Origin of the sequence: Thermophagus xiamenensis (assembly GCF_900112795.1) — a bacterium.
GTDB classification, from domain to species: Bacteria; Bacteroidota; Bacteroidia; order Bacteroidales; family Marinilabiliaceae; genus Thermophagus; species Thermophagus xiamenensis.
In genome coordinates this window covers 1-23,723 of record NZ_FONA01000017.1, presented here as the reverse complement: position 1 = coordinate 23,723, position 23,723 = coordinate 1, and the positions used below count along the sequence as shown (strand labels likewise).

Annotated in this window: 20 protein-coding genes and 1 tRNA gene; 18 read left to right on the top strand and 3 right to left on the bottom strand. The window is 36.6% G+C overall.

Features of this window, described 5'->3' with window-relative positions:
* Positions 1 to 91: 91 nt before the first annotated feature.
* Positions 92 to 1,396 carry an O-acetylhomoserine aminocarboxypropyltransferase/cysteine synthase family protein gene (locus tag BM130_RS10780; protein WP_010527680.1) on the bottom strand — a complete coding sequence of 435 codons (1,305 nt, stop codon included), beginning with the start codon at positions 1,394 to 1,396 and terminating at the stop codon, positions 92 to 94.
* 385 nt (positions 1,397 to 1,781) lie between these two features.
* Between BM130_RS10780 and BM130_RS10775 the strand changes: the two genes are divergently transcribed.
* The 9 genes from BM130_RS10775 to BM130_RS10735 all read left to right on the top strand — a co-directional run bounded on the left by BM130_RS10775 (position 1,782) and on the right by BM130_RS10735 (position 11,571).
* Positions 1,782 to 2,213, top strand: a complete 432-nt coding sequence (locus BM130_RS10775; protein WP_010527679.1) for a hypothetical protein — start codon at positions 1,782 to 1,784, stop codon at positions 2,211 to 2,213.
* Positions 2,214 to 2,346: 133 nt separating this feature from the next.
* On the top strand, positions 2,347 to 2,901 hold the full coding sequence (locus BM130_RS10770) for an RNA polymerase sigma factor (RefSeq protein ID WP_010527678.1): 555 nt from the start codon (positions 2,347 to 2,349) through the stop codon (positions 2,899 to 2,901).
* A gap of 31 nt (positions 2,902 to 2,932) precedes the next feature.
* The gene (locus BM130_RS10765) at positions 2,933 to 3,355 is read left to right on the top strand and encodes a hypothetical protein (protein WP_010527677.1); all 423 of its coding nucleotides are present in this window, start codon (positions 2,933 to 2,935) and stop codon (positions 3,353 to 3,355) included.
* A complete protein-coding gene (locus BM130_RS10760) occupies positions 3,348 to 3,908 on the top strand; it encodes a hypothetical protein (protein WP_010527676.1) in 561 nt (186 codons plus the stop codon). Before BM130_RS10765 ends, BM130_RS10760 begins: the two co-directional genes overlap by 8 nt.
* Positions 3,909 to 4,064: 156 nt before the next feature.
* Positions 4,065 to 5,504, top strand: a complete 1,440-nt coding sequence (asnS, locus tag BM130_RS10755; RefSeq protein ID WP_010527675.1) for an asparagine--tRNA ligase — start codon at positions 4,065 to 4,067, stop codon at positions 5,502 to 5,504.
* 164 nt (positions 5,505 to 5,668) lie between these two features.
* Positions 5,669 to 7,120 (top strand): RNA polymerase factor sigma-54, encoded by a 1,452-nt coding sequence (rpoN, locus tag BM130_RS10750; RefSeq protein WP_010527674.1) that lies wholly within the window; start codon positions 5,669 to 5,671, stop codon positions 7,118 to 7,120.
* A gap of 703 nt (positions 7,121 to 7,823) precedes the next feature.
* Entirely contained in the window at positions 7,824 to 8,216 is a 393-nt protein-coding gene (locus tag BM130_RS15685; protein WP_237706134.1) for a hypothetical protein, read from the top strand.
* Positions 8,217 to 8,356: 140 nt separating this feature from the next.
* Positions 8,357 to 9,190 (top strand): hypothetical protein, encoded by an 834-nt coding sequence (locus BM130_RS10740; RefSeq protein WP_010527672.1) that lies wholly within the window; start codon positions 8,357 to 8,359, stop codon positions 9,188 to 9,190.
* Positions 9,191 to 9,546: 356 nt separating this feature from the next.
* A complete protein-coding gene (locus BM130_RS10735) occupies positions 9,547 to 11,571 on the top strand; it encodes a ComEA family DNA-binding protein (RefSeq protein WP_010527671.1) in 2,025 nt (674 codons plus the stop codon).
* 26 nt (positions 11,572 to 11,597) lie between these two features.
* On the opposite strand, the gene recQ is transcribed toward BM130_RS10735, so the two are convergent.
* Positions 11,598 to 13,778, bottom strand: coding sequence for a DNA helicase RecQ (gene recQ, locus BM130_RS10730; protein WP_010527670.1), 2,181 nt, complete (start codon positions 13,776 to 13,778; stop codon positions 11,598 to 11,600).
* Between the two features lie 363 nt (positions 13,779 to 14,141).
* Between recQ and tatC the strand changes: the two genes are divergently transcribed.
* The 6 genes from tatC (at position 14,142) to clpX (ending at position 19,785) form a co-directional block, all read left to right on the top strand.
* The gene (gene tatC, locus BM130_RS10725; protein ID WP_010527669.1) at positions 14,142 to 14,963 is read left to right on the top strand and encodes a twin-arginine translocase subunit TatC; all 822 of its coding nucleotides are present in this window, start codon (positions 14,142 to 14,144) and stop codon (positions 14,961 to 14,963) included.
* A 19-nt stretch (positions 14,964 to 14,982) separates the two neighbouring features.
* Positions 14,983 to 15,750, top strand: coding sequence for an LPS export ABC transporter ATP-binding protein (lptB, locus tag BM130_RS10720; protein ID WP_010527668.1), 768 nt, complete (start codon positions 14,983 to 14,985; stop codon positions 15,748 to 15,750).
* Positions 15,751 to 15,812: 62 nt separating this feature from the next.
* Positions 15,813 to 15,894, top strand: a tRNA-Leu gene (locus BM130_RS10715).
* Positions 15,895 to 16,190: 296 nt separating this feature from the next.
* The gene (gene tig / locus BM130_RS10710) at positions 16,191 to 17,570 is read left to right on the top strand and encodes a trigger factor (RefSeq protein WP_010527667.1); all 1,380 of its coding nucleotides are present in this window, start codon (positions 16,191 to 16,193) and stop codon (positions 17,568 to 17,570) included.
* 253 nt (positions 17,571 to 17,823) lie between these two features.
* The gene (gene clpP / locus BM130_RS10705) at positions 17,824 to 18,516 is read left to right on the top strand and encodes an ATP-dependent Clp endopeptidase proteolytic subunit ClpP (RefSeq protein WP_010527666.1); all 693 of its coding nucleotides are present in this window, start codon (positions 17,824 to 17,826) and stop codon (positions 18,514 to 18,516) included.
* Positions 18,517 to 18,570: 54 nt separating this feature from the next.
* Positions 18,571 to 19,785 (top strand): ATP-dependent Clp protease ATP-binding subunit ClpX, encoded by a 1,215-nt coding sequence (gene clpX, locus BM130_RS10700; RefSeq protein ID WP_010527665.1) that lies wholly within the window; start codon positions 18,571 to 18,573, stop codon positions 19,783 to 19,785.
* A 131-nt stretch (positions 19,786 to 19,916) separates the two neighbouring features.
* Here clpX and BM130_RS10695 read toward each other — a convergent pair whose 3' ends face one another.
* Positions 19,917 to 20,333, bottom strand: coding sequence for an OsmC family protein (locus BM130_RS10695; protein WP_010527664.1), 417 nt, complete (start codon positions 20,331 to 20,333; stop codon positions 19,917 to 19,919).
* Positions 20,334 to 20,816: 483 nt separating this feature from the next.
* On the opposite strand from BM130_RS10695, the gene BM130_RS15680 reads away from it, so the two are divergent.
* The 3 genes from BM130_RS15680 (at position 20,817) to BM130_RS15310 (ending at position 23,325) form a co-directional block, all read left to right on the top strand.
* A complete protein-coding gene (locus BM130_RS15680) occupies positions 20,817 to 21,068 on the top strand; it encodes an HU family DNA-binding protein (RefSeq protein ID WP_010527663.1) in 252 nt (83 codons plus the stop codon).
* A 340-nt stretch (positions 21,069 to 21,408) separates the two neighbouring features.
* A complete protein-coding gene (locus BM130_RS10685) occupies positions 21,409 to 22,233 on the top strand; it encodes a glycosyltransferase family 2 protein (protein WP_010527662.1) in 825 nt (274 codons plus the stop codon).
* A gap of 498 nt (positions 22,234 to 22,731) precedes the next feature.
* The gene (locus tag BM130_RS15310) at positions 22,732 to 23,325 is read left to right on the top strand and encodes a hypothetical protein (protein WP_138956887.1); all 594 of its coding nucleotides are present in this window, start codon (positions 22,732 to 22,734) and stop codon (positions 23,323 to 23,325) included.
* The last annotated feature ends 398 nt before the right edge of the window (positions 23,326 to 23,723 follow it).

Genomic DNA, 23,723 nt, shown 5'->3' with positions numbered 1-23,723 from the left:
TATATTTTGAATTCAAAGGAAGTGAAAAGCTAAGCCCCTTACTCCATTTTTAAAGGGGAAATAAGGGGCTCCAAAAATAGGGAAAAGCAAATCATTTTTGGGATACTTTTTCAAATGCACTAGTAAAATCGGATTTGATATCGTCGATATGCTCAATTCCTACCGAAACCCTTAATAAGCCGGGTTCAACTCCTGCAGCCTTTTGTTCTTCAGCCGAAAGTTGTTCATGGGTGGTTGAACTTGGATGAATAATCAAAGTTTTGGCATCACCCACGTTAGCCAAATGACTAACCAAAGACAAGTTGTCAATAAACTTATCGGCAGTATCGGCAGGCCCTTTGATTTTGAAAGAGAGGACTCCCCCGAATCCGCGTTTTAGATATTTCTTTGCTAATTCATGATATGGGCTTGAAGGTAACCCGGGATAATTGACATATTCAACCTGGGGATGATTTTCGAGCCATTGGGCCAATTCAAGGGCATTTTGAACGGTTCGTTCTACCCTCAGAGATAGGGTTTCCAATCCCTGCAGAAGTAAAAAGGCGTTAAATGGACTCAATGCCGGACCAAAATCGCGTAAGCCTTCAACGCGTGCCCGGATAGAAAAGGCAATGTTTCCAAAAGGACCATCAGAACCGAATACTTCCCAAAACTTTAATCCATGATAACCTTCAGAGGGTTCCGAAAAGGCAGGAAACTTGCCGTTACCCCAATTAAAATTGCCACCATCGACGATTACCCCACCAATTGAAGTGCCATGACCTCCAATCCATTTAGTAGCCGATTCTACTACTACATTGGCACCATGTTCCAGCGGTCTAAAGAGATAACCGCCTGCACCAAAGGTGTTATCCACAATCAGTGGGATATCATGTTTAGCAGCTATTTCACCCAACTTTTCAAAATCGGGAATATTAAATCGGGGATTACCGATGGTTTCAACATATATGGCTTTTGTATTCTCGTCGATTTTTGCTTCATAATCGGCCGGGTCATCGGTTTCTACAAATTTAACATTTATCCCCAGCCGTTTAAATTGAACTTTAAATTGATTAAAGGTTCCGCCATAAAGATTTGAAGTGGAAATAAAGTTATCGCCTGCCTGTAAGAAATTGGTTATGGCGATAAATTGTGCTGCCTGACCCGATGATACCGCTACCGCTGCCACACCTCCTTCAAGAGCGGCAATACGTTTTTCGAACACATCGGTGGTAGGGTTCATTATACGGGTGTAGATGTTGCCGAATTCCTTTAACCCGAAAAGGTTTGCCGCATGTTGGGCATCATTAAACAGGTACGAAGTGGTTTGATAAATGGGTACAGCCCTCGAATTTGTTGTTGGGTCCACTTCCTGACCGGCATGCAATTGCAGTGTTTCAAATTTTAAATCAGACATAGTTTTTAGAATTTATAGGTTAATAAATAAAAAAATCATCCTATTCCGCTGCGTTGACGCACCGGTATCTGATTTAATTCTGAATTTTAAGCTTTGTGGAATTTGATAAGATGTACAGATATGATGCGTCAACGAGACTTATGCCATAGACATTCGTCCCATCATCATACCTGTAGAGGTAGTGAAGGAAGTTCCGCGGGTACTTATTGCGGCAACCAGTGAATTAATATTTGTGGTTGTATTCTTCATTCAATGTATTATTCGTTTGCAAATATGGATAACTTTATCCAAAATGCAAACAGTTTGATGATTTTTTTTAAAAAAAACGAATGATTTTTCTCAGAAAGGTGTCAAAAAGATACAAACAATAAAAAATTATAGCATTATGAAAAAGTTAGGATTTACGTTGTTAATGGTTTTAGGGTTTATCTTTAGCTACCAAAACCTTCAGGCTCAGGAAAACAACCAGAGTGAAGAATCAAGTCAGGTTATCCAGACTAACCGACCGGGCTTTATCGATAACAATGGTGATGGTATTTGTGACCATTATGATGGAAAACGTCCGGGACAAGGCCTGGGTCCCGGCAATGGATTAGGTCAGGGCAGGAATAACGGAAAAGGGTTAAACCGAAATTCCGGAAACAGGTCTTTCAATGGAAATGGCAATGGCATTCGGAATGGTTCAGGAAAAGGAAACTATGGTCGGCGATTTGGTTTGGCCAATTATGTAGATGCCAACAATAACGGTATTTGTGACAGGATTGAAAACGGAGCAATACTTCAACCTGCCGGAAATACAAATAAAGAAGGTAACTAAACTATTGGTATTTAATGTAACTTTAAAGAAAAAATAATTTGAAAAGAGTTGATGCAGGAGGTTTATTATGAATCTTCTGCATCACTTATCATATCTGTTAACGTTTAATTTAGCTATACCCTAATTATATTGCATGCAGTCATCTCCATCCGAATATGAACTGGTTAAACTGTCAAAGGAAGGCAATATAGAAGCTTTTTCTAAGTTGATTGACTTATACCGACAAAAAGTATTTCAAACTTGTATGGGATTTTTACATAGTAGGGATGATGCAGAGGACCTGACCCAGGATATTTTTATTAAAGTATGGAATTCACTAAAATCCTTTGACGAGCGCTCAACTTTTAGTACATGGCTTTACCGTATCGCTGTTAATAGTGCCATTAATCAGGTTAGAAAAAATAAATTAAGGTCATTTGTTGGGTTAAGTAAAGCGGTGAATGATTTCTCTAACCCCTCAGAAAATGCAGATCATCGTTTAATGAGGACAGAGGTTAAACAGGAAATTAAAGAAGCAATAGGCCGTTTAAAAATTAATCAAAGAAAAGCTTTTATTTTGGTTTATTACCAGGAATTAAGCATCAAAGAAGTTGCTTCTGTAATGAAAATTTCACCAAAGGCAGCTGAAAGTTTACTTTTCAGAGCCAGAAAGAACTTACAGAAAATGTTGTCACAAAAAACAAATTGACTTTTAATTCAATCTTATAATATCATTCTTCATGAATTGTAAAGAATTTAATAAACTGTTGGCTTTACCGGAAAGAGAGCAGAAAAACATTACGAAGGATATGCAAAAACATATGGAAGAATGCCCTTCGTGCCATGCTGCATATGAACAATTTCTAAAATTATTTCAATATATATCTGAAGAGAAATCCGAAAAAATTTCCCCTTTCATTACCACTCGTGTAATAGCGAAAATTGAGCGTAGAACCAATAGAGAAAGGCAAATGAAAAGGGTACTTATACCTGTGTTGTCGTTTATTTTTTTGCTGTTAGGTTTTTTTTCAGCCCAAATATTTATCAGCTTAGATACTATTTCTGAAGAATCCGTTGAAATTATTGCTTCGGAATATTATTTATCAGATAATCCGGGAACGTTATTAGAAGAAACATGGCTAAATACCTATCAAAATGAATAAAAAGACGATTATAGTAACCATTCTCATCTTATTAGGCGCCTTTTTGTCAGGATGGTTTATTTATCAATGCTGGAAGCCAAATAACATACCTTCGGGGGAAGCTTCCGGGTCCATATCTTCGTTGAATGAAGATACATCGGGTTCTAATAATATATCGGCCGGAACCGGGTATTACAGAATGATAAATCTATTAGGATTTTCGAAGGAACAGTCTGTTAATTTTTTGCAGACAGAGGGGCAGTATCGTCAAAAAATGACCGAATATATAAATCGGCTCGACAGTATAGATTTAGCTATCATCCGGGAAATACAAAAGGAAAAACCGGATAAAAATCAATTGGATTCATTGGCTTATCAATCCGGTAAAATTCAATATGCTCTAAAAAAAGCTACCTATGAACATTTCATTCAAATTAAAAATTTATGTACCCCGAAACAACAGGAACGCTTTATGGAGGTGATTTCAGAAATAGGTCAATATCGTCGTGGTCAGGGACGAGGCGAAGGACGTGGAAATGGAAAAGGTAAAGGTTGGAGGAATAGAAATAGATAGGGTGGTTTAATATTGAATCTGTTTATCTACATTAAAATAGCTACAAAAATTTTATTTTTTATTGTATTGAATTTGGTATAAATAAAGTAAAAGAAATGGTCTGATTAAAACTATTCATTAATTTTGTGGACTTCAGGACTAAAAATATATAAGCTGATGCAGAGAACTAAGGTAGCCGATCTGTTAAGGTCGAACGAAATTGGAAAAACATTTACGGTAAAAGGTTGGGTGAGAACCCGTAGAGGAAATAAAAAAGTAAATTTTGTAGCTCTGAATGATGGTTCAGGAATTAACAACCTTCAAATAGTTGTTGATATGGACCAATTTGATGAGGCTTTAATTCGCCGGATTACAACCGGTGCTGCCTTATCGGTTGAAGGTGAATTGAAGGAATCGTTGGGGTCCGCACAAAAGGTGGAATTACATGCCCGAAAGATAGAGGTATTAGGTGATTGTGACCCGGAGAAATATCCCTTGCAACCCAAAAAACATTCCCTTGAATTTTTGAGGGAGATAGCTCACCTTCGATTCCGTACCAATACCTTTGGTGCTATTACAAGGATAAGACATGCCATGATTTTTGCGGTGCATCAGTTCTTCAATCAAAAAGGCTTTTATAATATTCATACACCTATTATTACTGCTTCAGATGCAGAAGGTGCGGGAGAAATGTTTCAGGTTACGACCTTAGACCTGGAGAATCCGCCACGTAATGAAGAAAATAAAATAGATTATTCTAAAGATTTTTTTGGAAAGCCTACTAATTTAACTGTTTCCGGTCAATTGGAAGGCGAACTGGCGGCGTTGGCAATGTCGGAGATTTATACTTTTGGGCCAACTTTTAGAGCAGAAAATTCTAATACTTCGCGACATCTGGCAGAGTTCTGGATGATTGAGCCCGAAATGGCTTTTTATGATTTAAATGATAATATGGACCTGGCTGAGGAATTCCTTAAATACCTTATTCAATATGCCTTGGATCATTGCATGGAAGATCTTCAGTTTCTGAGCAAACGCCTACAGGAGGAAGAAAAAAACAAAAAAGCCTCTGAGCGCTCAATGGAACTTATCGAAAAGCTAAAATTCGTTCTGGAGAATCAATTTGTAAGGCTAACATATACAGAGGCCATCAATATATTAGAAAATTCTAAGCCCAATAAGAAAGGTAAATTTCAATATCCCATTCAGGGGTTTGGAACAGATCTTCAATCGGAGCATGAGCGGTATTTGGTGGAGAAACATTTTAAAAAGCCAGTGATTTTGACTGACTATCCTAAAGAAATTAAGGCTTTTTATATGAAGCTAAATGAAGATAACAAGACGGTGCGGGCTATGGATGTTTTGTTTCCTCAAATAGGTGAAATTATTGGCGGTTCTCAGAGAGAAGAAGACTATGGAAAATTGGTTCAACGAATGAGGGAAATGAATATTCCGGAAGAAGAGATGTGGTGGTTTTTAGATACCCGAAGATTTGGTTCTGTCCCGCATAGTGGGTTTGGTCTTGGTTTTGAGCGGTTAATGTTATTTGTGACAGGAATGACCAATATAAGGGATGTAATTCCTTTCCCGCGTACACCTAAAAATGCTGAATTTTAATCTTTATTATTTTGTAAAAGGAAAGTTTGTGGAATACCTGAGAATATTTAAGTGTTTTTGGAGAGATTATGATTCAGTTCTTTAAAATGTCTATGATGTTTTCTGAATTGTCCAAATTACTGTATTTTTGTAATAGACCAACAGGTTAAAAACGGGAAAAGGGAATGTTAAAACAGAGTTTACAGCAAAAACTATTACAGAAATTATCTCCTCTTCAGATACAGGTTATTAAGCTTTTGGAGATTCCTACTACCCAACTTGAGCAACGCATAAAGGAAGAGTTGGAAAAAAATCCCGTGCTCGAATTGGAAGGGGAATCTCGTGATTCTGAAGAAGAAGAGGAACCGGTTGCTGAAAACGACAATGAAAAAGATGAAATGTCTATTGATGAGTATATTCAAAATGAAGACATTCCCGCCTATAAATTAAGTGCCCGTAACTTTTCAAAAGATGATAAGCAAGAGGATGTTCCTTTTTCTTCGGGAACGACCTTTCATGAGCACCTCATCTCTCAAATGGGTTTACGTATTCTAAGTGAGCGCCAGGCTTTGATTGCTGAATACATCATTGGCAACATTGATGAGGACGGATATTTACGAAGAGAAATCGATGAAATCATTGATGATATTGCCTTTTCTCAGAACGTTGAAATTGAGGAGGTAGAGGCACTAGAAGTTCTCGAAATAGTACAGGATTTTGACCCCCCTGGAGTAGGTGCCCGTGATTTACGAGAGTGTTTAATGCTTCAGCTTAAGAGAAAAGATTTGAATGATCCGCTTATACAAAAAGCGTTTCATCTGATAAAGCACCATTTTGAGGAGTTTACCCGGAAGCATTATGATAAGATTGAAAAAAGAATGCACCTGGAAACGGGTGAACTAAAGGCTATTCTTGATGAAATTTTGAAGCTTAACCCAAAACCCGGGAGTTCATATAGTAATCCGGTTACCAAAACTATACAACACATAATCCCCGATTTTATTCTTGATATTGAAGATGGGAAACCAAAGCTTTCTCTTAACAATCGGAATGTTCCTGAGCTCAGAATAAGCCATACTTATTCCGAAATGTTTGAGGATTATCAGGCCAATAAAAAGAATCAAAGCAAGGAACAAAAAGAGGCATTGATGTTTGTCAAACAAAAGCTGGATTCTGCTAAATGGTTTATCGATGCCATAAAACAGCGTCAGCAAACATTAATGACCGTTATGCAGGCCATTGTGGATTATCAATATGAATATTTCCTTGAAGGGGATGAAACAAAACTAAAACCAATGATACTGAAAGATATTGCTGACAGAACCAATCTTGATATCTCAACAGTATCCAGGGTTTCGAACAGTAAATATATTCAAACACATTTTGGTATTTTCCCGCTTAAATTTTTCTTTTCTGAAGGCCTGCAAACTGATTCCGGTGAGGAGGTATCTACCCGTGAAATTAAACGAATTCTTCAGGATTGTATAGAAAATGAGGACAAAAGAAAACCCCTTACTGACGACAAGCTGGCTAAAATATTGCAAGAAAAATCTTACAACATTGCACGTCGCACGGTCGCTAAATACCGGGAACAATTGAACATTCCTGTGGCTCGCCTCAGAAAAGAATTGCAATGAAACGAGCATGACCAAGAAGATTTGTCACAATAAGAACATGTATAAATTTAAGTCATGCGAGTTCCATCCGGCCAATAACTTAGATAAATTTTATACGGATGAAACGAGCATGGCGACTTTTGCCACAAAAGAACATGTATAAATGACAAAGGCAGAAGTGCACAGGCAGCATAAGTTTTTAGTGATTAGTCATTAGTCAACAAGTGGTTAGTGTTAAATAACTAATGACTAACCACTAATGACAACCTTTAAGAAGCAATATATCAATGAGGTAAGCAAAATTTATACTGATGAAAGTGAGAAATTAGTTTGGTAGTTGAGTCTCTCTTTTTACTGTGTTATATTTGTCAAAAAGTATTCTTTTATTAGGCTATATTATTTTTACGAATCCAATATGGAGTGGAGTTCCGACAATATGAATGGTTTTCCATTAAATTTCGCGCAAATTCCATTCGGCCAATGAGTTAAATAAATTATATACGAATGAATGAGGCGTTTAAGTAAAATACTCTCCTACTTATTTCACCCAATGTTAATGCCCTCTTTGGGGACATTTTTTATTCTGAATGTTGTACCTCATCATTCATTGTTACCTTTTTCTATAAAGCGAATTGTATATATTGTAGTTTTTGCATCAACATGTTTATTGCCATTATCCCTTCTTCCATTATTTTTACAAACCAAAGTTATTAAGAGCTTCGAAATGGAGACTTCCCGGGAGCGTATAGCCCCTGCTTTGTCTTCGGCGATTTTCTTCTTTTTGGGGTATTTTCTTCTTTTTCGGCTTAATATTTCATCTTTGATCGAATCATTTTTGTTGGCTTCCTTTTTTGCAGTAATACTTTCATCAGTGATTTCTATCTACTGGAAGATTAGTTTGCATGCTCTTGCCATAGGTGGAGTAACCGGTTTGATTTTGGCCTTAATATTCCGTTATGGAATAGACCTTTTACTTTTACTTTCCATAATGGTCCTGATATCCGGAATAGTAGCCACTGCTCGTCTTTATTTAAAGGCTCATACCCCATTGCAGGTTTTTATTGGGTATCTTGTTGGTTTAGGGGTAGTTTTGCTGAGTCTTTTATACGTTTTTTAATTCTTTTATTGTTGATATTTTTAAATTGGTAGCAGTATTTTGAACCGTTTTGATAATCTCTGCCTAAAAAGCAGTTTTTAAATGAACTGGGTTTAAAACCCGAATTTTATTAAAATTGGTAATTAATACTAAGACCCGAGATGTTCAGGAAGTTTTACGTTTTTGGACTTCTGGTCAACCTTACTGTTTCTTCTTTTACTCAGGCTTATGAATTTCCTTCACCATCCACCAAGGCTCTGGGACTTTCCGGTGCCAGTGACTCCACTGCCTGGGCATTATTTTCCAATCCTGCTGGTATTTATCATTTTAATAAGGTTGTAACAGGGATTGGATATCATAATGCTTATCAATTGAAAGCATTAAGTGCTCAATCGGCTTTTTGTATTATCCCCTCTTCCTTAATTAAATTAGGATTAGCGTATTCAAAATACGGGGAAAATCTTTATAACATTCAAAATTTGAGTGCAACGTTTGCCCGGGCCCTTTCACCCGACCTGCAATTTGGCTTTAGATTCGAGTATTTCCTAAGACGAATTCAAAATCATTCAAAAGTAGGGGCGTTGATTGTAGATGCGGGTTTTCGATATAAAGCTTATCATAATGTTGATGTGGCGGTGTCCGTAAACAATCCAGCCAGGCAAGGCTTTGCCGATGAATATAACGAACAGATTTTACCAACCTCAATAGCCGTTGCTTGTATTTCCAAATTGTCAGATGAATTCTACTTGACGTTGGATATTCTACAACGCTCAGATTATTCAACTATGGTTTACGCTTTTGGGCTGAATGCACAGGTTCACCGAATGGTTGAATTTTGTGGTGCCATTTCTGCAAAACCTCTGCGGTTGGCTATTGGAACAAATATTAGCTGGAATAATATTGAAGTTAAGATTGCCGGGAATCACCATGATACTTTAGGATTAAGTACTAATGTTGGGATTACCTATTGCTTTGGTGGCAGTAAAGGTAAATAGGCATGAATTGAGCATGTCGCCTTTTGCCACAGGAACATGTATAAAAATAATAGTGGCAGAAGTGCGCATGCTGGAAAGGCCAATAGGCCAATAGGTTAATAGGCCCAATAGGTCGTTAGATAAGGAGATTGAATGGATTGAAGAGATTGGTGAGATTGGCGTGATAAATAGACTAATCACTAAAAACTAACGACTAACCACTAATGACTACTTTTAATAACCAATATATCAATGAAGTAAGTAAATTATATACGGATGAAACGAGCATGGCGGCTGTTGCCACAAAAGGACATGTATAAACTTTATTAAGCCATGTGAGTTCCATTCGGCCAATGAGTTAAATAAATTATATACGAATGAAATTGAGTTTAACAATTGTAGAAATTTCATTGGTATTTTTAGTTGTTCTGTTTAACCCATCGGTTTATTCGCAAAATGTTACAGAAATACAACGGTGGGCCGAGGATTTAGTCGTTGAATATGCTGCCGACGCCGATGAGGATGATTTAATATTACTGATTGAAGATATTCTTGATTTATTTAATAATCCTATAAATATTAATACAGCAGAGCGTGAAGATTTGGAGCGGATCTTTTTTTTGAGTGATTGGCAAATTGAGAATATTTTATTTAAAAGATATGTAAATGGGCCCTATTTATCCATTTATGAGCTACAGGCTGTTGAAGGACTAGATATTGAAATCATTAAAAACCTTGAACCTCTTATTTATTTTGGATCTGCTGAACCAAAGCTCTCATCTTTAAAAATTTGGGGTGATCTTTTTTTAAGAGGCTTTTACACTCTTGAGAAGGCCGAGGGCTATAAGCCTGATGAAGAGGGTAATATTCCCTATTTGGGAAGTCCCCTGGATTTTTATCAAAGATTGAATATAAAGAGTAATCGTGGTATTGAAGCAGGAATGGTAGCAAAAAAAGATGCAGGAGAACCAATGTTCTCGAAAGGGATAAATACATTTGACTTATTTTCTGGATATGTGCATTATAAATTTCAAAATTGTTGGATAAAAGAGGTGGGTATTGGACGTTATCAGATGAGTGCAGGACAAGGATTGGCTGTCCAAACAGGGTTCCCGCAGCTTAAAAGTTCCTTCGCCGTGACCAATAGAAATCGGCGACCTGGATTTCGTTGTTCTCTGTCGGCGGCTGAGTCTTCAGGTTTAAATGGGGCTTATCTTACAATGGGGCGAAATAATCTATTTATATCCCCCTTCTTTTCGATGAATAGAAGAGATGGAAGAAATAATTCAGATAGTTGTTTTTCTGGTTTCAAAGAGGATGGTTTACATCGTACCAAAACTGAACTGGAACAACGTCATAATATTCAAGAATTTATTACAGGCGGGAGAATCTCCTACTATGGTAAACAATTAAATCTGGATGTGGGGCATCTAAATTATCACCTTAATAAAGCGCTTTGCCCCAACCTTGAACCTTACAATAAGTTTTACTTTAGTGGAACAGATAACCAAAACAGTTGGATATCTTATGTTTCAGGATTTCAAAAATGTATTTTATATGGGGAGGTTGCTTTTGATGATTTTTCTCATCTTGCCTTATACCAGGGAATGAGTTGGAATGCTGCTTCGGGTTTCACATTGGCGCTGAATTATAGAAGAATTCCGGTTCGTTACCAGGCGCCATTAGCAGGGCCAATGACAGAGAGTAGTAGTTTTTCCGGAGAAACCGGCTTCTATACCGGAATAACATGGGAGTTCCCCTTTTTTACCGTGTCATCTTATTTCGATTATTTTAAGTTTAATTGGGTTAAGTATGGTATTGATGCCCCTTCTTCGGGTTTTGATTGGATGACTAATATTCAATCGGGTAATAGTGAAAGAAACTGGCATATAAAATTTCGGTATAAAGAAAAACCGCAAAATACTCAGTTTAATACCAATGAAAATACCGTTTTTAAACAACAAATAAATCTGATAAAATGTCAATATCGCCAAAATATTGCTGCTTATTGGCAATTTACTACCCTCCTCCAATGGCAACTGGTTAGAGGGGATACTTTAAATGAAAAAGGAAATCTTATATCGCAGGATCTTAAATGGTGGAATCAAAAAGAAAACCTAACCATTACAGCGAAGTGGGCACTATTTAATACAACCGATTATCTTTCCCGATTGTATGTTTACGAACCAGATGTATTATATTCTCTTTCGGTTCCTGCCTATTACGGTAAAGGTTGCCGCTACCTCATGTTACTAAATTACAAAGCCACCAAAAAAGTCCACCTATGGTTTCGGTGGGCCAGGTGGCATTATTTCGACAAAGAAGAAATTGGAAGTGGAAACCAATTGATTCGTTCCAATAAAAAGACAAATATTACCTTACAATTAAGAATAAAGTTTTGACAGAATCTGTCCTCGCCTCATAAATTTTAATTGCCTACTTCAGAAATAAATTTTATCCTAACCATTCTGATATCTTCTTCCGAATACTCATCCTCACCTAACTCTTCTAACGCTACATTGATATCGTCGGTTTCGGCATCTTCCTTAAAATAATAAAAGATATCATCGCGGTGTTCTTCATCCATCACCTGATTGATGTAATAATCGATGTTTACTTTTGTTCCGGAATAGACAATAGATTCAATTTCCTTAAGAAGTTCAAGTAGGTCAATACCTTTTGACTCAGCAATGTCATCAAGTGATATCTGGCGGTCAATACTTTGAATAATAGATACCTTAAACTTACTTTTATTGGCCACGGTTTTGACCACCATGTCCATCGGTCTTTCTATCTCGTTTTCTTCGACGTGGCGTTTAATGAGCTTAACGAATTCACTACCATATCTTTTGGCTTTTCCTGCTCCAACACCCGGCATATTTTGCAACTCTTCAAGAGTTATGGGATAATAGGTAGCCATAGCCTCTAGAGAAGTATCCTGAAAGATTACAAAAGGAGGAAGCTTTTTCTCTTTGGAAATCTTTTTTCTCAAATCTTTCAGCATAGAAAAAAGAGTATTGTCAAGAGCTGCTGTTCCGCCAGCTGAGAGGGATTCCTGTTCCATCTCATCAAAATCGTGATCGCGGGTAAGCCGAATCTGATATGGCTTTTCAAGATATTGATGACCTTTATCGGTTAATTTAAGCAGGCCATAGTTTTCAATGTCCTTAGATAATAAGCCGGCTACAAGAGCTTGACGAATAACGGCTAGCCAGAACTTTTCATCTTCATCATCTCCACATCCGAAAATATCTAATTCATGATGGTGATATGATTTTATAACGCTTGTAACTTTACCTGTTAAAATGTCTACAATATGCTCTGTTTTAAAGCGCTCCTTAACTTCTTTAACAACATTCAGTACTTTTAAAATGTACTCTTCTCCGTCAAATTGTTCTTTTGGATTCAGACAATTATCACAGGCACCGCAATTTTCTTCAGTATAGGATTCACCAAAATAATGGAGAAGTGTTTTTCTTCTACATAAAGAAGATTCGGCATAGGCCACGGTTTCGAGAAGGAGTTGTTTCCCGATTTCCTGCTCGGCCAGGGGTTTGCCCTGCATGAACTTTTCCAGCTTTTGAATGTCTTTATAGCTGTAAAAGGCAATACATTTTCCTTCGCCACCGTCTCTCCCGGCTCTTCCGGTTTCCTGGTAATAGCCTTCAAGGCTTTTAGGAATGTCATAGTGGATTACCATTCTGACGTCGGGTTTATCTATTCCCATTCCGAAAGCTATGGTAGCCACGATGACATCAATTTCTTCCATCAGGAATTTATCCTGATTCTTGCTTCGGGTGGCAGCATCCATCCCGGCATGATAAGCAAGGGCTTTAATGCCATTCACAACGAGCGTTTCGGCTAGTTCTTCTACCTTTTTTCTGCTTAAACAATATATGATGGCAGATTTTCCGGGATTATCCTTTAATATCTTAATGATTTCCCTTGTGGCATTAACTTTTGGACGTACTTCATAATATAAGTTGGGACGATTAAAGGAAGACTTAAAAACGCGGGCATTCAACATGCCAAGATTTTTCTGAATATCATGTTGAACTTTAGGCGTAGCAGTAGCGGTAAGGGCAATAACAGGTGCTTCCCCAATCTCATTTATTATGGGGCGAATTCGCCTGTATTCCGGTCTGAAATCGTGGCCCCATTCCGAAATACAGTGAGCTTCATCCACCGCATAAAAAGAGATTTTAACTTGCTTCAGAAACTGAATATTCTCTTCCTTCGTTAGTGACTCAGGCGCAACATACAATAGCCGGGTCCTTCCTGCTATTACATCCTCTTTAACTTTTTGAATGGCTGATTTTGTTAATGAGGAGTTTAAAAAATGGGCGATGCCGTCATCTTCACTAAAACTACGCATGGCATCGACCTGGTTTTTCATTAAGGCGATGAGGGGTGAGATAACGATTGCAGTTCCCTCTAATATTAATGCAGGAAGTTGATAGCAAAGAGACTTTCCCCCTCCGGTGGGCATTAATACGAATGTGTCATTCCCGGCGAGAACATTTTTAATAATTTCTTCCTGGTTTCCTTTGAACGTATCGAAACCAAAATGCTTTTTTAAATACCTTTTTAGGTCAACCTGCTTTGTCATAACAAAATCTAACTATTTCACAATATCCTTCACAATATCAGATTGATGAAATTTATTTTTTTGCGGAACCTCCAAAACCAACAAAATTAATAGTTATTTATAAATACCGAACAAAAATCTGATATTTTATGTCCCTAAAATTTGTTTTAGATCAGCTGTTTTTATGCTTGATGTAAATAATAGAGAGTTGTTGGCAATCTTTTTTGACCACTAATAACCCTTTTTTAGGTTATGGGAGTTAAAATATACTGAAGGTATAAAATAGCTAAAGCAAAAACAAATAATTTAGAAAGTGTTTTTATCTTCGTACGATAAATTTCAATTTAAAGAGGTTCATTAACTTTAAAATCTTGTTATTGGGGTATGAGTGAAAAGAGCCAAGCCGAAATGTCATTTCTTGAACATCTTGAAGAATTGCGCTGGCATTTGGTTAGATCATTAATTTACATTTTTATTTTTGCCGTATTAGCCTTTGTATTTAAGCGGATTGTTTTTGATGTTATATTGCTGGGTCCCAGTAAACCCGATTTTTTTACCAATAGAATTCTTTGTGACTTGGGCAATGATTTAGGTATGCCTTCCCTATGCATTAACCAGAAAGCCATATCACTTCAAAATATTAATATGACCGGACAATTCACAATCCATTTATGGATTTCTTTTTTGGCTGGTATTATTGCTGCATTTCCTCTTATTTTTTGGGAATTTTGGCGCTTTGTTAAACCTGCTCTCTATAAAGAAGAAATTGAACAAAGTAGAGGTGCCATTTTTTTTGCATCCATTCTTTTTTCATTAGGTATTTTGTTTGCGTATTATTTGATATGCCCTTTATCCGTTCATTTTTTGAGTAATTACAAAGTGAGTGAGCAAGTTGATAATATCGTAAATCTTGGATCATATATTAATACCGTTTCATCCATTATTCTGGCCAGCGGCATTTTATTTGAATTGCCGATGTTTATTTACTTTATGAGTAAGGTAGGGTTGGTGACATCAGAGACATTAAAAAAATATCGCCGTCACTCTGTTGTGGTTACATTGGCTTTAGCCGCAATTATTACTCCGCCTGATGTCATAAGCCAAATTATGGTTTGTTTACCTCTTATATTATTGTATGAAGCGGGCATTATTATTGCAAGAGGTGTTGAGAGTAAGCGAGAAAAAACTTTAGCACCTCAAAAATAATTTTAAAGTTAGGTAATGTATGGAAGAACATAAGATGCGATTATATACTAATAACTTAGTTAAAAAATATCGGAACCGTACAGTTGTTAAAGGAGTTTCGGTCGAAGTTAAGCAAGGCGAAATTGTAGGGCTGTTAGGACCTAACGGTGCAGGGAAAACCACTACCTTTTATATGATTGTTGGTTTGATTAAGCCCAATGGTGGTGAAATTTATCTTGATCAGGATGTTATTACCAATGAACCGGTTTATAGAAGAGCTCAAAAAGGTATTGGGTATTTGGCGCAGGAGGCCAGCGTTTTTAGAAAACTTAGTGTAGAGGATAATATCCGATCGGTACTCGAAATGACCAACTATCCCAAAGATTATCAAAAGCAACGATTGGAAGAATTGATTAATGAATTTGGGTTAGGACATATTAGAAAAAGTTTAGGGATTCAACTTTCGGGCGGTGAACGTAGACGAACCGAAATCGCCAGAGCATTGGCTATAAACCCTAAATTTATTCTGCTTGATGAACCTTTTGCAGGAGTCGACCCTATTGCCGTTAGAGATATCCAGGAAATTGTTGCGAAATTAAAGTATAAAAATATTGGGATATTGATTACCGACCACAATGTACATGAAACGCTTTCGATTACCGACCGTGCTTACCTTTTGTTTGAAGGTAAAATTTTAAAGGCCGGAACAGCTGAAGAATTGGCGGAAGACCCGGATGTCAGACGCGTTTATTTAGGTGATGATTTTGAGTTACGCCGTAGAAATTTTCAATCATCAGAAAGTTTATAGGCACTTTTTTATAAAGAATTTTGGAAAAGGTCAAAAAAATAACGAAATTTGCACCGCAATTTGCGGACGTGGCGTAATTGGTAGCCGCGCTAGATTTAGGATCTAGTGCCGAAAGGCGTGTGGGTTCGAGTCCCTCCGTCCGCACTCAAAAGCCGCCTCGGGTAATTTTACCTTTGGGCGGTTTTTTATATCATTAAGCAGTAAAAAAGACGTTAATTTTCTCAAAAACCGATGTAGCACTATATAACTTTTTGGCAACTTGTAAATGCTTCATTATCTTTGCAATCGTTTTTGTGCTTTTAATATTTCATCACCTTATAACACCTTTGGGATATAATTACTGAATGGTGTTATGCAGTAAATGTTGGATTGATTTCCGATGCGAAATCTTCCGGGTATTAAAGGTCCATGAAAGGTCTTAACAAACAAAAAAAATTCACATGAACATTGAGAAAGAGCAAATTGATGATTTGAATGCTGTGGTACACATCACTGTCCAGAAAGATGATTATGAACCACGCGTTGAGAAAGTCCTGAAGGACTATCGAAAAAAAATAAACATGCCGGGTTTCCGTCCCGGGCATGTGCCGGCTAGCCTCGTTAAAAAAATGTATGGGAAAGCTGTCTTGGCTGATGAAATCAATAAACTGGTATCAGAAAATTTATCGAAATATATTGTTGAAAACAATTTAGATATTCTGGGTGAACCCCTCCCTTCCGAAAAACAACAAACTATTGATTTTGATCAGGACGAGCAGTTTAAGTTTTCTTTTGATATGGGGTTAAGCCCCGAAGTGGAGGTGAAACTTTCCAAACGGGAAAAATTGCCCTACTATGTCATTGAAGTTACCGATGATATGGTAGACGGTCAGAAAAAAAACATAATTAGCCGTTTTGCCACCATTGAAAAATGTGAAAAGGCAGATGAAAGCAGCATGCTTAAGGGTGATTTGGCTCAGCTCGATCAAAATGGTGCTGAATTAGATGAAGGTATTAAGGTTGAAGATGCTATTTTGGCTGTTAATATTATAAAATCAGAAGATGCCAAGACCAAATTGTTGGAAGCAAAAGTAGGTGATGATGTTGTATTTGAACTTAATAAAGCGCTTCCAAATGAGACTGAGCTGTCTTATCTTCTGAAAATCTCTAAAGAAGAGGCTAAAAATGTAAAGGGTGAATTTAAATTCAAAGTAAAAGAGATTACCAAATATGTTGATCCTGAATTAAATCAGGAATTATTTGATAAGATCTTTGGTCCCGATAAAGTTTCAAATGAAGAAGAGTTTACTACTCAGGTTAAGAAGGATTTAGAAGATTCATTGAAGCTGGAGTCTGAATACAAATTTTCTCTTGATGCAAAAGAAAAACTCATGGGGAAAGTAGATGTTAAATTCCCTGAAGAGTTTTTAAAACGATGGTTAAAAGCAAATTCCAAGGATAAGGATGGTAACCCCCTTTCTGATGAGCAGATTGATGAGGAAATGCCACGTTTCCTTGAAGATTTAAAATGGCAAATTATCCGGAACCAACTGGTAAAAGACAATAATCTGAAGGTTGAACAACAAGATATTATTGATTTTGCCAAGAAGTCAGCGAGGCTTCAGTTTATGCAATATGGATTGAATAATATACCCGAAGAATATCTTGAAAATTATGCAATGGATATGCTTAATAATGAAGAGCAGCGCCGCAATATGGCGGAAGGAGCCATGCATGATAAGGTTATGGAATTTGTTAAGGAAGCTATCAAGATAGATACAAAAGAGGTTTCGCGGGAAGAGTTCAATGAACTTTTGGAATCCAAAAAAAATAAAAAATAGGAACGGGATATCCCGTGTGAGTAGGCCGGAATATATCATTTGCCGGTAAGTCAATTGAAGTTGTTGTCAGACTTCGTTTGGCAAGGATTGAATAAATAAAGAGTTTCTAATATTAACCTGAAAATATTTCCATTTGAGGACAAACATTTCATTGCCTCAATGGTTATGTTTTCAGGTTAAAATGTTAGTAGACGTTATTAATAAAAATATTTCTAACTTAGCAACCTTGTAAAACACAAATAACAGGTAAACTATGATTGATCCAAAAGATTTTCAAAAATATGCAACCAAACATCGTGGCATTAACAGCTTAGTGTTGGATAAATATACTTCCATTACAAATAGTTATATTTCTCCCACGATTATAGAAGAAAGGCAATTAAATGTTGCCAGCATGGATGTATTTTCACGTTTAATGATGGACCGCATCATCTTTTTGGGGGTTCCCATCGATGATTATGTGGCTAATATAATACAAGCCCAGTTGCTTTATCTGGATTCAGTTGATTCCACGAAAGATATCAGCATCTATTTTAATACTCCCGGTGGGTCTGTTCATTCCGGTCTGGGAATATATGATACAATGCAATTTATTTCTTCCGACATACAGACTATCTGTACCGGGATGGCTGCCTCTATGGGTGCTGTTCTTTTGACTGCCGGGACAAAAGGAAAACGTTCTGCCCTTAAACACTCCAGAGTAATGATCCATCAGCCTATGGGGGGGGCTCAGGGACAGGCAACCGACATTGAAATTACAGCAAGAGAAATTCTTAAGCTGAAAAAGGAACTTTATGAAATTCTTGCTGAGCATACAGGTAATTCATATAAAAAAGTTGAAAAAGACGCTGATCGCGACTATTGGATGACGGCTGAAGAAGCTAAAAAATATGGCATGATCGATGAGGTACTTGTGCGGACGAAGAAAGAAAAGGAAGAAAAATAATAAAACAGGCCGAATGTGACCTCTAAAGGAATTAAACAGAAAGGAAATTAATGTATGGATAAATGTTCATTTTGCGGACGCCCCAGGAAAGATACTAACCTATTGGTGGCTGGAATTTCAGGTCATATATGTGATAGCTGTATTGAACAGGCCTATTCTATTCTTGAAGAAGAAGTTAAAAAAAAGAGTGCCTTTAATGTTGATGAAATACAAATCTTAAAACCAGCAGAGATTAAAGCCTTTTTAGACCAATATGTTATTGGTCAGGAAGAGGCTAAAAAATACTTGTCGGTTGCCGTCTATAATCATTATAAAAGATTAATGCAAAAAGACGATGATGATGAGGTAGAAATAGAAAAATCAAACATCATTCTTGTAGGTGAGACAGGAACCGGTAAAACCCTGCTTGCTCGCACCATTGCCCGGATGCTTCATGTCCCATTTACAATTGTTGATGCTACGGTTTTGACCGAAGCCGGATATGTGGGCGAAGATATTGAAAGTATTTTGAGCCGTCTTCTTCAGGCGGCTGATTACAATGTTGAAGCAGCCGAAAAAGGAATTGTTTTTATCGACGAAATAGATAAAATTGCCAGAAAGAGTGACAATCCGTCCATTACACGGGATGTTTCGGGAGAGGGTGTTCAGCAAGGGCTGCTGAAACTTCTTGAAGGTTCTGTGGTGAATGTTCCGCCTCAAGGTGGACGAAAACATCCTGACCAAAAGATGATTCCGGTTAATACCAAAAACATCCTGTTTATTTGTGGAGGTGCTTTCGACGGTATTGAGCAAAAAATTGCCCGTCGTCTCAATACCAATGTAGTAGGCTACTCTGCCAATAAGGATAAAGAACGCATCGATGAGAAGAACCTGCTACAGTATATTTCACCTCAAGATTTGAAAGCGTACGGATTAATCCCTGAAATTATAGGTCGTTTGCCCATATTAACCTATCTAAATCCGTTGGACAGAAAGGCTTTGCGAAGGATTCTTGTTGAGCCTAAAAACTCAATTATAAAGCAATACAAGAAACTATTCGCCATTGATGGGATTGAATTGGAGTTTTCGAAGGAAGTATTGGATTACATTGTTGACAAAGCAATAGAATTTAAGCTTGGAGCACGTGGATTACGGTCAATTTGTGAAACTATTATGATTGACCACATGTTTCATACACCCTCCAAAAACTCAAAAAAACTTACTATTACACTTGATTTTGCCATAGAAAAAGTTGAACATACTAATTTAAGGAGACTTAAAGCAAGTTGATTTTAATGGTGAAATTTCAAAATATTAAGGGCGACTCATTTTATTGGTCGCCCTTTAGTTTTCTCTTTGCTTCCAATTGATTTGTCAAGCCAATCAAATTTTGGGTAATTAAAACTCAACCGGCTGCAATATCATTCCTCTATCCTTATTTCATGGGTTAATTCCATTGCTTTTTTATAAACCGCCGATACGCCGCAATATTTTTCATCCGATAAATTAACAGCCTTTTCAATTTTTTCTTTAGGCAAATCCTTCCCCTTAAAAATATAAATTACATGCATTTTGCTGTAATGTTTGGGATGTTCTTCGGTCATATCTGCCTCCACTCGTACTTTAAAGTCTTCAATTTCTACGCGCATTTTTTTTAGAATGGAAACAACGTCCATGGCAGTACAGCCGGCCAAGGCAAGAAGCATCAGTGGTTTAGGACGCACTCCTTTATCTTCTCCACCTACCGAAGGATCGGCATCAAGTACAATTTTGTGGCCGCTCATATCGGCCTCAAAAGACATTTTTCCTGTCCAATTAAGGTCTAATGTAGATTTCATATTTTAAAAATTTATGGTTTTCTGGATGAAATTAAAAAATTTAATAGTCTGAAGAATGAAACGAGCATGGCAGCTTTTACTACCAAAGAGCATGTATAAATTTGACTAAGCCATGCGAGTTCCATCAGGCCAATGAATTAGGTAAATTATATACTTATGAAATAAATAGCCATCAATTAAGATGGCAATGTATGCAAATTTAGTTTAATTAATCATTCAAAATTCTTTATTTACTCGGGACTTAAGCAAAGAAATATAACTTTCAAATCTTTAACGGAGTTTCCCTAATTTTTGTTCGGGAAAGTATTTTAAGAGAAGGTGTGAAACTATAGAAGCTTGGAGTCTTAATTTTTTGCAATTTTATTGGTCTCTCTACTGTTTTTTAAGGTTAATGACCTTATATTTATTTTAATCATATTATTAACCTTAAAATGTTGTAATATGGCTGTAAAATTTTAGGTTATTCAACGGGGTCAACCCGGAGTGCCTGGTGGAGGTGAAAAGAAACATTATGCTATCCCTGTTAGAAAAGGGAAATTTACCACCTCCGAAATGATTAGTAGAATTGAAAAGATTAGTACCGTTAGAGGTGCTGATGTTCATGGTTCCATCTATGGGGCTGTCGATGTATCGATTGTGAGGGCTTGTTGGCCGGACGAAGTGCAGAGCTTGCCGTTCTGGGGTCTTTACGTATCAATTTCAGTTCAGAAAGTAAAGAAAAGGATGAAGATGTAACCTCTGATGCCATTAAACGTGTTAGGGTTATTTTTACCACCGGACTAAGAATTTAGGAGGCTCTTAAAAACGTGAAATTTGAAAAGGAATGATTGGAAAATTCCATGCCTATGTTTTTCACCTTTGATGAGCATGATTTTTCAAATTGGTTTGGAATTTATAGTAGCTTTTTGTCTGCCATTACGTTCTAATAGTAAATTGAGCTAAATGATTTCCTCGGGACTTAATGCAGGAACCACATAAACAACGAATTTAAATATGGACCTTACTAAAACTAAATAACTATATTTGCATAAATTAGAAATAGTGACGTAATACCTTTAGAATATAGCATTCATTTATGGCAATTAAAGCAACTGTTATTTTTACCACCTACAATCAGCCTGAATGGCTCAGAAAAGTTTTATGGGGTTATGAATGCCAGACTGAAAAAAATTTCGAAATTGTTATTGCTGATGATGGTTCGGGAGAAGAAACCCAAAAGGTTATTGACCATTTTAAATCAAATAGTCTTCTTAACATCCAACATGTCTGGCATCCCGATGATGGCTATCAGAAGTGCACTATTTTAAATAAAGCCATTATTGCTTCTCAAAGTGAATACCTGATTTTTACCGATGGTGATTGTATCCCTAGAAAGGATTTTGTTGAGGTTCATCTGAAATATGCTGAATCAGGGTATTTTCTCTCCGGCGGTACTTTGCGTTTACCCCTTTCTTTAAGTAAAAAAATAACTCGCCAAGATGTAATTGAAGAACGCGTCTTTAACCTGAAATGGTTATATACCCACGGATTGCCCCGAACTTTTAAGAGCACCAAACTTTTTAATATATCATGGTATTCTAGTCTATTGAACCGGTTTACGCCCACGAAAGCTTCCTGGAATGGCCATAACTCTTCCGGATGGAAAGCCGATATTGTGGCTATTAATGGTTTTAACGAAACAATGCTTTATGGAGGTCAGGACCGTGAATTGGGCGAACGCCTTATTAACTATGGCATAAAATCAAAACAGATTCGTTATTCCGCTGTTTGTGTTCATTTGGAGCATGGTAGACCGTATAAGACTAAAGAGTCGATTCAACGTAACAAGGCGATTAGGGCGGAGGTGAGAAGAAAAAATCGATTTTGGATGGATGATGGCATTTCTCGACACTTGAAATAAAGAAGTATGGTTTTTAGCTAATTGAATATGGACTATATAAGTACCCATAAAAATATTTCTGTTGCTTTAATAGAGTTCTATCCCTATCATTCTGAACTTATTTATTCACATCTGCTTTTTTTGAAAAGAAATCACTGTAAAACTATCCTGTTTTGCGATGTACAGAACGCCCGAAAATTGGAAAATTTAGAAGAGTTCGCAACGTTAAAGACTTATAATTTTAAAAAGTTTAGTTCTCTAGTTAAACTTTGGCTTTACCTTTTAAAATCAAAGGTAAATTTTGTGGTCTTTAATACTGCTCAAGGGAATAGGATGCTTAAATTTTCTCTCTTTTGTCTTCCTAGGCGAATTAAAATGGTTGGTATATTGCATAATACAAAAAAAATCGAAACTAGTCTTGGTCAAAAAATAATAAGCAGGAAGGTTAAGAATTATTTTGTCTTAACAAAGTATATGTATGAATTCTTTCCGAAAAAAAAAGGGATAAAAAAAGGATTCATGAGTTGTTGCTATTCGCCGACTTTCGACAAAATTGACTTGCAAAAACCAAATAATGAGATATGGATAACCATTCCGGGATCGGTTGAAAAGAAAAGAAGAGATTATGATTTTCTTTTGAGAGTGGCAAAATGTCCTGATTTCCCTGATTTCATTCGTTTTGTTTTACTTGGTAATTCTTCAAGATTTGAAGGACCAAAATTTATTGAGGAAATACGAAAGAATAACTTAGGGGATAAATTTATATGGTTTGAGGAATTTGTGCCGGAAAAGGTATTTTTTAATTACATGTTGAATTCGGATTATCTTCTTCCTCTTATTCATCCCACAACACCTTCTGTTAAAGATTATTTAAAATATAAAGCTTCCGGCACCTTTATTCAATCGGTTAGTTATTCTATTCCAATGATTTGCCATGAAGTGTTTAATGAGCCCTATTTTAATTTTCCTTCTTTGTTTTACCTATCAGAAAAGGATTTTTTGGATATCGTAAATAATATAAAATCTTATGATTTCAAAGGAAGAATTCAACCCCCCGATTTTGAAATGGATAAGAAATTGTATTGTGATTTCTTATTTAGTACTGACCATTAAATTTTAGACATTTTGGCCTATCAAGCTTTTAAAAATGTGTTTTAGGTTTATAAAATTTTTGAATAGTCAATTTCAGGATTTCTTTTCTTTATGATACTCTTTAGAGTAGGCAATTTCAGAAGTAAGAAAAAATTAGAATAAAACACAGAAGCCGGGATTTAAATTCCGGCTTTTTTATTTACATAAGTTATTCAAGACAGTTATATGTTAATTAAAATTGTTATTATAGGTGCTTTAAGAGCATACCATCCCCATCGGGAAGCCCGTTAGAATTAATAGTATTGCTAAAATGATTTTAAGCAACCTTTGTGACCTCTTGCCCGGCCTGGTACATCCGCCTTCCTATCTCCAATGCGTTGCCCGTATGTATGCCAAAAAATATCCAGAGTATTTCATTC